8 protein-coding genes are annotated in these 12,000 nt (G+C 65.4%); 1 reads left to right on the forward strand and 7 read right to left on the reverse strand.

Features of this window, described 5'->3' with window-relative positions; genetic code table 11:
- Positions 1-11: 11 nt before the first annotated feature.
- Positions 12-1,052, forward strand: coding sequence for a dihydroorotase (gene pyrC, locus EG244_RS12285; protein WP_124965290.1), 1,041 nt, complete (start codon positions 12-14; stop codon positions 1,050-1,052).
- 57 nt (positions 1,053-1,109) lie between these two features.
- On the opposite strand, the gene EG244_RS12290 is transcribed toward pyrC, so the two are convergent.
- The 7 genes from EG244_RS12290 to EG244_RS12325 form a co-directional block, all read right to left on the reverse strand.
- Entirely contained in the window at positions 1,110-3,035 is a 1,926-nt protein-coding gene (locus EG244_RS12290) for an FUSC family protein (RefSeq protein WP_124965291.1), read from the reverse strand.
- Between the two features lie 1,504 nt (positions 3,036-4,539).
- Positions 4,540-5,652 carry a BamA/TamA family outer membrane protein gene (locus EG244_RS12300; protein WP_124965293.1) on the reverse strand — a complete coding sequence of 371 codons (1,113 nt, stop codon included), beginning with the start codon at positions 5,650-5,652 and terminating at the stop codon, positions 4,540-4,542.
- A gap of 14 nt (positions 5,653-5,666) precedes the next feature.
- A complete protein-coding gene (locus tag EG244_RS12305) occupies positions 5,667-6,557 on the reverse strand; it encodes an efflux RND transporter periplasmic adaptor subunit (RefSeq protein ID WP_124965294.1) in 891 nt (296 codons plus the stop codon).
- On the reverse strand, positions 6,544-8,028 hold the full coding sequence (locus EG244_RS12310) for a TolC family protein (protein WP_124965295.1): 1,485 nt from the start codon (positions 8,026-8,028) through the stop codon (positions 6,544-6,546). Before EG244_RS12310 ends, EG244_RS12305 begins: the two co-directional genes overlap by 14 nt.
- An 11-nt stretch (positions 8,029-8,039) precedes the next feature.
- Positions 8,040-10,079: a site-2 protease family protein gene (locus tag EG244_RS12315; protein ID WP_124965296.1), complete on the reverse strand. Its 2,040-nt coding sequence runs from the start codon at positions 10,077-10,079 to the stop codon at positions 8,040-8,042.
- Positions 10,052-11,608, reverse strand: coding sequence for an efflux RND transporter periplasmic adaptor subunit (locus tag EG244_RS12320; protein WP_124965297.1), 1,557 nt, complete (start codon positions 11,606-11,608; stop codon positions 10,052-10,054). Before EG244_RS12320 ends, EG244_RS12315 begins: the two co-directional genes overlap by 28 nt.
- Positions 11,609-11,671: 63 nt before the next feature.
- The gene (locus tag EG244_RS12325) at positions 11,672-11,980 is read right to left on the reverse strand and encodes a DUF3467 domain-containing protein (protein WP_124965298.1); all 309 of its coding nucleotides are present in this window, start codon (positions 11,978-11,980) and stop codon (positions 11,672-11,674) included.
- Positions 11,981-12,000 lie beyond the last annotated feature (20 nt).

Below are 12,000 nucleotides of genomic sequence, written 5' to 3' on the forward strand. Positions count from 1 at the left end.
GCGGGAGCCTTATGACACAGTCCATTACGCTCCGCCGCCCCGACGACTGGCACCTGCATCTGCGCGATGGCGCGATGCTGCAAGGCATTCTGCCCGAGACCTCCCGCGATTTCGCGCGGGCGATCATTATGCCCAACCTCGTGCCGCCGGTGGTGACCGGCGCCGATGCGGCTTCTTACCGAGACCGCATTCTCGCCGCCCTGCCCCAGGGCGATCAGTTTGAGCCGCTGATGACGCTCTATCTGACCGAAGGCACCGACCCGGCGGATCTGGCTGCGGCTGCGGCCTCAGGCCTGATCAAAGCGGTGAAGCTTTATCCGGCGGGCGCGACCACCAATTCCCACGGCGGCGTGCGCGACTTTGATAAGGTCCGCGGTGTCCTTGAGAAAATGGCCGAGATCGGCCTGCCGCTTTGCATGCATGGCGAAGTGGTCGATCATGAGGTCGATATCTTTGACCGCGAAGCCGTTTTCATCGACAAAGTGCTGGAGCCGATCCGCCGCGCAACCCCCGGTCTGCGCGTGGTGATGGAGCATATCACCACCCAAAACGGCGTCGATTACGTGCGCTCGGCCGAAAAAGATCTGGCCGCGACGATCACCACGCATCATCTGATCATCAACCGCAACCACATCCTCGTGGGCGGGATCAAGCCGCATTACTACTGCCTGCCGGTCGCCAAACGCGAAGAGCACCGCCTGGCTTTGCGCGAAGCGGCCACTTCGGGCGATGCGCGCTTCTTCCTTGGCACCGATTCAGCGCCGCATATTGATGCGCTGAAAGAGCATGCCTGTGGCTGCGCGGGCTGCTTTACCGCCACCAATACCATGTCGATCCTCGCGCATGTCTTTGAAGAAGAAGGCGCGCTTGACCGGCTGGAGGCCTTCACCTCACTCAACGGTCCGGGCTATTACGGCCTGCCGCTGAACGAAGGGCAGCTGACCCTGGTCAAAGGGGATGAGCCGGTGGCCTATCCCGCGAAGATCGAGACCGGCGCTGGCCCGGTCACCGTCTTTGACCCCGGTTTCCCGCTTTACTGGCGCGTGGCCTGACCGGCTTTCGACACCGGATCCTGAAGTTCAAAGGCCGCCCCTCGGGGCGGCCTTTTGTCACTCTGGCGCAGTTTCCCGGCGCAGCCTTTGCAGATCACTCAACTCATGCAGGCCGCGGCCGACCAGATCGGCCTCCTCAATCAGCCCCGCGCCACGCAGCCGCCCGGCGAGGCGCTGCAGAGAGCGGATCAGCGCATAGGTATCGGTGCGGCTGACGCCCACCCGTTCCAGGGTGGCGGTGATCGCGCGATGCAGGCTCGGGCTCAGGCCCGCGCGCTGTTGCAACCCGCGCAGCATAAAGACGATCTCGGCCAGCTCCATCGTCACCAGGCCCTTGCGCATGGTCACGGCCTCGCGCTCATAGCGGCCCTGCTCAATCGCGGCCCAATGCGCGATGCGCTGAAAGCGCCCGGCAAAGCTCTGCCGCCAGTCATGCGCGGTGACCGCAAGGCTGCGGCTGACCGCCGTCTGCTGCATATCGGCCTTAATCATCCGCCAGAGCGCCTTGCGCCGCTCCCGCGCATCGGTGGGAAAGATCACCAGGAAGGCGAGATAGCCCAAAAGCGAGCCGCCGACCGCCATAGAGGCCCGCAGCGCCGGGCTGTAAGTCTCGGTATAGGGCAGATAGCCCGGGCTCAGCAGCAGGAAGACCACGATCGCGTAATCCGGTGCCGAAAGCGAGGTAAAGCGGTGCGCGCGCAGAAAGCCAAAGATCAGCGCCGCCGGGATCAGGCACAACAGCTGCCCGAGCGGCGTCGGAAACAGCGGCCAGAGCAGCATCTCAACCAGCACCGCCACCAGACCCGCTGCCGCCTGGCCTTTGATCACATCGACCATTTTGCGCCGCGGGGTGACCCCGGTGGTCGCCAGCGCGACACAGATCGCGGCAGAGACCAGCGGATATTGAAAGAGCGCGCTTTCACTCAGCAGCCAGCCCAGCGAGATGAGAAAGAGCACAAGGAAAATCCGCAAAGCCCCCTGCGCCGCCCCGCTCCAGTCCAGCTCATAGCGGTGACGCTCGGGCGTTTTCAGATCGAGCCGGCTGCGCGGATCCTGCAACCCCTCAAGGCTGACAGAAAGCGCCGTCAGCGCCTGTTCAAGCGCGCGGTTCTCGGTCAGGCCATGGCTGCGGCGCAGCGCGCGGGCCAGCCCGTCGTAATCGCTTTGACCGCGCAGCCGGGTGCCCAGCTCTTCGAGTTTTGCGCCAAGCGCCTCATTTTGCGGCTCCTGCCAGCAGGCGATCAGCAGATCGGTCAGGCTCGTCAGCATCTGCTCAATGCGGCGGGTGCCGCTGAAGCGGCCATTGGCGGTCAGCGTGTGCAGCTCATCGCGCAAAAGGCCCGCCGCCGACATCAGACGCCCGAAGTCGGCGATCTCGCGGCTGTCCGGGTCGCGCAACGCCTGGCCCGCACGTTGCAGGGTATCGGCTGCGAGGCGGCGGGCTTTCAGCCCGACCTCAGTTCCGCCGTTCTTCATCCCCGAGACCGCTGCCCAGAGCACCGCCGCCAGCGCGCCGATCAGCACCGTCACAATGCGGTCACCCGCGACATCCAGCACGGTTTCAGGGTTAAAGGGGTTCAAAACGATCACAATGATCGCCGAATACCCCGAGAGCAGCGTGGCGTAAGACCTGTAAGAGCGCATGAGCGCGCCGGTAAAGGTCATCGCCGCCGACCAGAAGCAAAGCGCAAAGAGCTCAAAAGCCAGATTGCCCTGCCCCGCCCAGGCCACCAGCGCCCCAAAAAGCGAGCCGCAGAGGGTGCCGATAAAGCGGTAGGAGGATTTCTCAACGATCTGCCCGCGCGTCGGCTGCAGCGTCAGGAAAACGGTGATTGCGGCCCACTGCGGATGCTCCAGCCGCAGGCCCCAGGCGATGCATAAAGCCGTCAGCGCGACCAGCGCGACCTGCAGCCCAACAACCAGCTTTGGCCGGTCAAACCCAAATGTCTCGAAGACACGAAAAATGCCGGTGACCCAGATCATCCCAGAACCGCATGACTTTCATGATAATGTCAGGCCTTCGCCTGTCCGCCCTGCGGGCGGCGTCCAGCCGATATCGCGCGCAAAGCCTCAGCGATACTGCGATCACGAAAACCGCCCTGCGGCAGATTGCCCCTCAAAGATGGCACGGCGCATAGCGGCCTTTTGGGGAGATATCCTTTGGGGTTCCTGTGATTGGCAGGGCGCGTCAGCGGTGTTGCAGACGTCTCCCGGGGCTGGAAGGCACTTCGCAGGCTGCTGAGACCGTATTTCGGGGCGGGGCGTTCGGAGAAATTTTCCCGAAGCCAAAGTGAAATTCAGCGCCATACCTGCTTTAAGCGGGTGAAACGAGGCTGATTTTCCGCATGTCAGAGACAACCCACCGCTTCGGTCGAGGTTTTCAGCACCCTGTCAGGGGGCCCCTGGGGCTAATGGCCTGAGGTGTCGCGACCTGATCCTCGTCCGCGATCGGGTGAGGAACCGAAAGGCACCTAAGGGGCATTGTCGCAATCGGGTTCGCTGCTGATCCTGCCGGGGCTGTTGCGCTATCCCCTGCGGGTCATAGCGCAACAGCCCCGGGAGTCATCCGGCATATTGAACGCTGGCCATGCTGAGCCTTCGCCGTTTTCCGGACGCGCGGGTCAGGCGGTTGAATATTCAATGAAAATCCCGGCTGTTAAAGAGCTTGCACGGGGGGCGGGGGCGGCTCGGGCGACTGGGACGCTGGCTTTCGCCCCCCGTGTTCTGCGGTCACACCCAGGACCGGGTGGCCCATCAGACCGAGGCGTTCGCTGATGTCTTCCACCTGTTCCGCCAGCAGATGGGTCACTGCGCCGTCACGCGGGATCCTTCCCGTTATATCAGCAGGCGTCCGGGTATGAGCAGGATAAGCATCTGATCCGGGGGATCAAATGCCCTGCGATTGGATGAACTGCCTCAAACAGCCCGGCCAGAGGTTCATGGCCATGGCATTCGACAGGCAGGTCGCAGACGTCCAAATCCGTGCTCTTCGCAGTCGCTCTCGGACCGATGGCCTTCGACGGCTCAGTCCTGAACCGCGTCACAGCACCCGGCACGCCGACGGCCATCCCTGTTCCATAAAGCTGAGCAGGTTTCATACTAAAGCCGATTTGCGCAACAGACCCGGGTTCTGCGCTCCGTGGCGGGTATTGGTCCGGTTTGTGCCAGCCTTCTGCCCGAACTCGGCCCGTGACGGCTGGATGGCCCCGACAGCGGCCCCTGAGAGGACGCCGTATGATCCGTCGGAGGGCGAAAAGATTTGCGGCAGGCGCTGTTTCAGGCAGCGCGCGCGGCCCCCTGCACACTCCTGCTCTGCAGGCGGCCGCCCAGCGACTTCGCGATGAGGGAAAGTCCATAAAGTCGTAATGAGTGCAATCGCCAGGCGGCTTGTGGCGATTGCGAATGCCAACCTCATATCAAGCAAGATATGGATCGCCTGAGCAGCCTGGAGACAGGATTGCCGGATCAGCTGCTCACAACTCCCCCCTCAGAATGCCGACAGCAGGTTCAGGGAGACCCGGCTCAGGCTGTCGGAGGGGCGTGCCGCAAGCGGACGGGCGAGGTTGACATTGATCACCCCCAGCGGGCTTTTCCAGTAGAGGGCCACCCCGGCTGCGCTGCGCAAAGAAAACCCGTCGTCGATCAGACCTCCCGCCCCCGAGGGGCGGCCATCAAGGCCCCAGGCGCTGCCCGCGTCAAGAAACACCCCGACCGAAAGCGGGCCGCGGGTATCGCGGCGCAGCTCAAGGCTGCTTTGCAGATAGTTGCGCCCGCCCAGCGCGGTATCGGTCACGCCGGCGAGATAATCGCGCGGCCCGGCCCCGCCTGCCGCAAAGCCGCGCAAAGACCTGCCGCCGACAAAGGCGCGGTCGTGCAGCGACACCGCCTGCCCGGCCCGCCCCTCAGTGGTGCCGCCGCTGACCCTGAAGCTGAGCGCCCAATCGGGGTGCAGACGGCGCGCCAGCAGCGCCGAGGCCTCAAACGCGCGAAAGCGCCGCTCTCCGGTCAGGGCCGCAGTCACCGTCAGATCCAGCTGATGCCCGACCCCTGGGAGCGTGGCGTGATCCACCCGGCCGAGGCGCAGAGCAGCCTCAAGCCCGGCGGCATCCGAATGGCCGGTCTCGGCCGCGACCACAGGGGATGTGGCGCTGCGCAGATTGGAAAGGGAATTTTCCTGCCAGAAGAGCCCGAAGTGATAACCCGCACCGGGACGCAGCTCTGCGCTGATGCCAAAGCCCAGCCGGGTGCGGGCGGTGTCATAGCCGTCGTTCTCCCAGTCCGAGCGGCTGTGCTGGGCGGTGATCACCCCCCGCGTGCTGCGGCCAAAGGCGGTATCGCCCAGATCATGGCGCCAGCGCAGGCGCAGACGGCCCTCTTCTCCCCGGGCGCCGCCGCGGTAGTCGATCTCTGCATCAAGGCCGGATTTCAGAATATCCTCACCGCGCAGACCGATGCTGCCGATGGCCCCGCGGGTGGAGGACCAGGCCGCGCCGGCGCTGAGCATCGCGCCGCCGGAGGGGCTTTGCGCGGCCAGCGGCAGGGCGCTGCTGAGCCCGGCAAGGGCCGCAAGCGCAAGGGTTTGTCGGGCGGTCCGGATCATGGCAGCGGCTCCTTTCAAAGCGCGGGCGTCAGCAGCCTGCAATCAAGCCCCGGAAGCAGATCCGGTGCGCTGAGGGTGTAGAAAAACGAGATCGTCCCGGAGGACATATCCGCCGCGGCTGCGGCGTAATCAAAGATCAGATCGCGCGGACTGCCGCCGATCTCGGCGCGGTGCCCGGTCCGCGCCAGAAGCGCGGGGGCTTTGGCGGCCGGAACCCAGGCCTCGACCCGCAGGGGGTCGGTGACGATGATCACGGCAATGGGCTGCTGGGCATCCGGGGCCTCGCCGGGATTGATCAGCATTTCGCCGATCATGCCGTCGACCGGGCTTTTCACCTCGGATTTATCGGCCATCACCGCAACGCGCGCGGCCTCAAGGGCGGCAAAGCGCAACTCAGCCTCGGCGCGGGCCAGCTCCCCCCTGGCAAGATCGAGCTCAAGCCGCGCGGTTTCTTCCTCGGCCTGCGAGACCGCGCGGGATTTCAGCGCGCCCTGCAGCCGCTCGTGGCGCAGGGCCATCCCCGCCACGCGGGCGGCGGCGGTATCGCGGACGGAGTGATCTTCGGCCCTGGCCTCGGCCAGAGCCAGCTCAGCCCCGATCAGCCGCATGTCAAAGCGCGCGAGCACATCGCCCTTTTTCACCTGCTGCCCCGGACGAACCTTCACAGCCTCCACAACCCCCGAGACCGGGGCCGCCACCTTCACCTCACGTGAGGCGCGCACGGCACAGCTGATGCTTTGCGTGGCCGCCGCAGCCCCGGCCTGAAGGGGCTGCGCCAGCGGAAGAACGGGCGCGGGCGGCGGTGCGGTGAGGCCGGTGAACCCGGCGGCTTTTTCAGCCACTGCCGCGCCCGCGCAGAGCCAGAGCCCCCCCGCAAGCAGCACAGCCTGTTTAGCGCAGGACATTCTTGGTCATCGCCCCGGTCAGATACTGCAGCTTTGCCCAGGCGCGCAGATATTCAATCTGCTGGACCTGAACTTCCATCTTCAGCCCGCTGGCCTGACGCTCACGGGCGGCGAGCAGCAGATCATTGGATTCCCCCGAGCTCATCCGCTCGCGCTCGGTTTTCACGTTGCCCGCCGCATTGCCATGGGCCTGCGACAGCCGCCCGATTGAGGCCGTCAGCTGCTTCATCCGCTCCAGCGTCATGGTGGTGCCGGTATCGACCTGACGGCGCACGGCGTGGAAATCAACGATCGCGGCGCGCAGATCCACATTGGCATCCAACGTGCGCAGACCGTCCCCCCGGGCGTTGAAGATCGGCAGAGTGACCCGGATCCCCGTGGTCGTCTCTTCCGTTTCCGATCCGCCGCCAAAACGGCTGCCCGCGCGCACTTCGGTTTCCATCGACATGAAGAGATCGATCACCGGCGCGAAATCCGAGGCAATGGCCTGTTTGCGGGCCAGATCCGCCTGGACCACCGACATGGCGATCCCGGTCAGCTCCGGGTTGGCGCGGCGGGCGGCCTCTTTGGCGGCCTCGGCAGAGATGCGGCGCTCGGTGCCGAGCACGCCCGAGGGGACCGAGATCGCCTGGACATCCGAAATCGCGGTGCCGCTGAGATAGGACAGACGGCTCAGCGCTTCGTTCAGGCGGGTGATCTCCATGGCGAGATCGCTTTCGGTGCGGGCCTGTTCGGCCATGATGGCGCGGCGCGAGGTGTCGTTTGAAAGCCCCGTCTCGGTCAGCGCGGATTCCGCAGTGGCCTGGCGCGTCAGGCTGCCCGAGCGCTGCTTCAGTTCGGCGATTTTGACCTTGCTCTGGCTCGCTTCGAGATAGGCGTCGAAGGTCTCATAAAGCGCCTTCTGGACGGTGGCGATATAGCGCAGCTCCGAGGCAGTGCGGGCCGTGCTGCCCAGACGGATGCCATAGATACGGCTCATGTCGAGAAGGGGCTGGCGCAGCTCCACCGTCATGGTGGTGACCGGATAGCTCGCGGTGCCCAGCTGGAAGACAGCGTTGTCGGAGGCGACAACCGCCGTGTCCACCGTCGTCGAGGTATAGCTCAGGCTGACCTGCGGCAGATAGCCAAAGAGCGCGCGCAGCCGCTGCGCATCGGCGCGGTTGATCTGCTGGGCGGCGCGGCCGATGTCGGGGTTGCGCTTCAGCGCCGCCTCCAGCATCTGGCTGAGCGGCTGCACACCGGCATTGGCCGTGGCATCCTCACCAAAGGCCGAGTTCAGCGCCGCGATGGAATTGGCCCGCGCCATGGTTTTGTCGAACTGCGCGGTCGCGGCGGTGAGGCGTTTTTCGGCCACACCGTCCTCCACCAGGCCCTCCAGCCGCTCGGGCGTGGCCTTATTGGACATCCCGTCACAGGCCGACAGGGTGAAGGCCGATGCCAGGGCAAGCGCGCCTATGACACTCTTTTGCATGGTCTGATCTCTCAATATTCTGCGGCCTGTGACCCGCTGTTGCGTTCAAGCCTTTGTTGCTTTTCAGCGATTTCGGCGTTTCTGAATTCGGAAATTTTGCCTTCAACCCAACCGGCGAGATGCCTCCAGCCGGCAATCTTCCCAAATACAAGACGAACCTGGCCCGCGCCCGTTTCCACCTCTCCGGCGGTGAGGGGCGCGGTTACATGCAAAGTGAAACTACGGCCTGCGCTGCCGCCTGAGGCATTGTCGTGGCGCAGTTCTTCGGCAAGCCGCAGGGCGGCTGGCTCAAGGGGGTGGTAGCGGCCATCAAGGCGCAGCTCGGCGCCGATCAGGCCGCGGTCGAAATGCTCAACCCAGCCTTCGGGCATGGCCGCGACCAGGCTGAGGGCCGCGCCTTCGGGCATGAAGCGCCCGGCCACCGAGCCCGCGGCCAGATGCTCACCGGGCTTCATCTGCTGCGTCAGGGTGAACCGGCCCGCGGCGGGGGCGGTCAGAAAAAGCGCGTCGCGCTCGGCTTTCAGCAGGGCGTGCTGTTCCTGCGCCAGCTCCAGCTGATCAAGGCCGCGCTGCAGCCCTGCCGCGCCGCTGGCCGAGCCGATCCGCACCAGATGCTGCGCCTCAGCAAGGGCGAGAGAGGCAAGGGCCAGACGCGCGTCCAGCACCGAATCCACCAGCACGACCAGCGGATCTCCGGCGGCGCGCAGGCCGTCTCCGGTCGCATGTCCGGCCACGAACCCCGGCTGCGGCAGGCTGAGGGCATAATGCCCGAAGCTGTCGGGCACCACATCAAGCACCACCCGCGGCGCGATCGGCACAAAGAGAAGCGCGGTCAGCCCAAGGCCCAGACCCGCGGCCAGAGCTTTGCGCCAGTGGCTGCCCGGGCGCTCGCCCCCTTCTGCTCCGGCACCGGGGGGCGCGGGGGGCGGCGTCATCGACAACCGGCTGAGGGTCGGGGCCGCCAGCATCATCCAGCCGCCCCAGAGCCCGAGAAACAGCCCGAGCCCAAGGTAGCGCGGCAGCACCTGCCACACGAGGGTAAAGAGCACAAACCAGCGGTAGAACATTGAGCTGACACCATAAAGCGCCAGCCAGGCCTCATAGCCGCGCCCGAACTGCCGGGGCGTGGCCGAAAGCCCCAGCGCCCCGCGCCAGCCACGCTTCAGCGCGGCCGTGGCATCGGTGCCCAGATTGCGGTGGTTCAGCGCATCGGCGAGCAGAAAATAGCCATCCATCCGCATCAGCGGATTGGCATTGAGCAAGAGCGAGCTGAAGACCGCAAAGACAAAGGCCCGCCCCACGACCTGACGCAACTCTCCCTCCGGCAGCAGATGCCAGACCAGAAAGAGCACAAAGCCCAGGACGATATCCGTGACGATCCCCGCGCCGGAAATCAGCATCCGCTGGCGGCGTGAGGCGGTCAGATCCGCCTCTGAGCAATCGACATAGGGGATCGGATAAAAGCCGATGATATTAACCCCGGCCTGGCGCAGCCGCACACCGCAGGCGGTCGCGGCCAGCACATGGCCGAACTCATGGAGGATCTTCAGAAACGGGGCGACAGCGCCAAAGGTCAGCAGCGCTTCAAGGCTGAAGACCTCGTTGAACTCTGCCATGATCTTCCAGTCGTTGCGCACCCCCAGCACCGCGGCGAGGGCCATGAGCCCCAAAAGCACCATCAGCCCCGGCAGACCAAAGACATGCGGGGCGAGGGGGGCCGCAAAGGGCTGGATCCGGGAGGCATCAAAAAGCGGCAGCTGCAACGACATGGGATTGAAGGGCTTTTTGCGAAAGCGCACCGCGTCGCGCAGCTGGCGCACCCAGGCCAGCGCGCCAAAGCCAAGCCGGGCCTCTTCCGGGTCCAGCGCCGCCGCGCCCTGCCCGCCCCGTGCCACCACCTCTGCCAGCCCGCGATAGCCAAGCGCCGCCCGACGGCTGAGCCGCAGGATCTGCCCGCTTACGCGGTCCGCCAGCAGATAGCTGAACCCCCGGCCCTCCGCCGAGAGATGCAACTCGATCTGCTTTACAAGTGCAGGCCGAGGTAGGTCCAAATCCGGGTCCTTACATATTCGATAAGATAATGGCTCAGCCCCAGCAGGCGCGGTCGGGTCTCACCCTCCAGACGGGCATAGCCGCTCAGACCCGCCAGAAGCCGGTCATCGGGATCGCTGAGGCGCGCCACCAGCTGCAGCGTGTCGCGCCCGCTTTGCGGATCGCGCACCAGAGCAGGCGGCGAGATGACTTCGATGGCATACTCCCGGTCGGTCAGCCCGCGAAACATCGCAAGCCCCGTCATACCGACCCGAAGGCGGCGGGCATCGACATTGGAGGGCATCAGCTCCATCAGGAAATCCTGACCGGTCTGCACGCGCACAACCTCGCGCCCGGTCGGGAAACTGCCGCCGGTGACATGCGGCGGCAGCGCTCCGACCACGCGCCCCGCAGCCGGAGCGGTGACCGTGAGCCGCGCAATGCGGGCTTCGGTATCGGCGAGCCGCGCTTCCGACAGGCGGCGGCGGCTTTCGTGCAGCTGCACCGCGCCATAATCATTCTTAGCCATCGCCCCTTGGGCATTCAGGTCTTCGACGGCGATATTCAGCCGCTCCTGGGCGGCGGCTTCGGCCAGTTGAACAGAGCGGAACCGCGCAACGGGCTGGCCTTCCCCGACCAGATCGCCGACGCGCACCAGCATGGCCTCCAGCACCGCATCGCTGCTGAGAGCGGCGACCTTCGCGTTTTCGGGCTCTGCCGTTCCGGTGAGGGTGATTTTTTCGGGCACCGGCCAGGCCAGGGCCAGAAGAAGCGCCGCTCCTGCCACAAGAGCTGCCGGGCGCAGAAAGCGCCACAGCCCCCTGGCTTCGGTTTTCCGGCTCAGGGGGTGCATCACCTGCATCAGCGCAGGCACCGTGGCGGCAAAGCCCGCAGGCTCTTCCGCGGGCTCAAAGATCAGCGCGCCCCAGCCATCCTGCGCCTTCTCGGGCAGATGCAGATCCATCCGCGCAAATCCCAGACGCTGCAGGATCAGGGCCGCCTCCGGCCCCGGCGCATCCTGGCTCTCCGTGGCCACGTCAAAGCGGCGGGGGGATGTGACCTCGCCCCCTGCAAGCACGGCGGTGATCAGGTTTTTCAGCAGATCCTGCACCCGGCTCAGAGCCGTATCTGAAGTCAGCAGGGTTTTCACCCGGCCTTTCTTCAGCGTGAAAACCACAAGCCCGCTGGCCTGACCGCGCCCGACCAGATGCTCGCCCAGAAAACCCGCCAGAAGTGCGGGCTTTTTCAGCGGGGCTTTCAGCGCCTGGGCCAGGGCTGCGAGTTCGCCCGGATCGGACTTCGCCGCAGCCGTCGCAGCCCCTGCGGCCATCAGCCCGCCCGTCAGCGCCTGAGCGCGCGTCATAAGCGGCCCGAGACCCGAAAGCGGCAAAGCCCCCTCCAGGCACCAGACACACCACTGCCCCCCCGCCAGCGGGACCGAGAGCGCAAGCCCCCGGGGGATCTTCTGCGCAGCCGGACGCTCCAGGCGCAGAGCGGCCAGGGCGGCGTGGACTTCGGCAGGGGGCGCCTCTCCGAAAATGCGCAGCACAGAGCTCTGCGCATCTGTCAGGAAGACAGATGTGGCCTGGTCGAGCACAGCTTAACTTTCAGATCAGATGTCGATCTTGCCGAACTGATCCTCATAGGCCTTGATCGAGGCCGTGAGGATCGCCGCAAAGCGCTTTGCGGCATAGGGGTTCAGCACCACACGGGTATTGAGGCTGACCTCAATCTCGCGGGTTTCCGAGGCGTTGCCGCGCCAGTTCTGATGGGTCCCGAAGAGAAAGTAGAACTCTTCGCGATTGGCGGTCGCCGTGCCGATATTGGCATAAAGGCTTTCCATCTTCTCGTCGTTCCAGGTGATGGACATGCCGTTCATGGTGGTGGTGTGCTTCGGCTTGGAGCTGGCGGCCTCAGACATTGGGTCTTCCTTTTTCGTTT

Source organism: Falsigemmobacter faecalis, from assembly GCF_003863335.1.
Taxonomy (GTDB): Bacteria; Pseudomonadota; Alphaproteobacteria; order Rhodobacterales; family Rhodobacteraceae; genus Wagnerdoeblera; species Wagnerdoeblera faecalis.

Bases quoted from the DNA above. Each gene is read 5' to 3' on its own strand.
- EG244_RS12310 (WP_124965295.1), bottom strand. From the start codon at position 8,028: ATGCAAAAGAGTGTCATAGGCGCGCTTGCCCTGGCATCGGCCTTCACC.
- EG244_RS12305 (WP_124965294.1), bottom strand. From the start codon at position 6,557: ATGTCCTGCGCTAAACAGGCTGTGCTGCTTGCGGGGGGGCTCTGGCTC.
- pyrC (WP_124965290.1), top strand. From the start codon at position 12: ATGACACAGTCCATTACGCTCCGCCGCCCCGACGACTGGCACCTGCAT.
- EG244_RS12300 (WP_124965293.1), bottom strand. From the start codon at position 5,652: ATGATCCGGACCGCCCGACAAACCCTTGCGCTTGCGGCCCTTGCCGGG.
- EG244_RS12290 (WP_124965291.1), bottom strand. From the start codon at position 3,035: ATGATCTGGGTCACCGGCATTTTTCGTGTCTTCGAGACATTTGGGTTT.
- EG244_RS12325 (WP_124965298.1), bottom strand. From the start codon at position 11,980: ATGTCTGAGGCCGCCAGCTCCAAGCCGAAGCACACCACCACCATGAAC.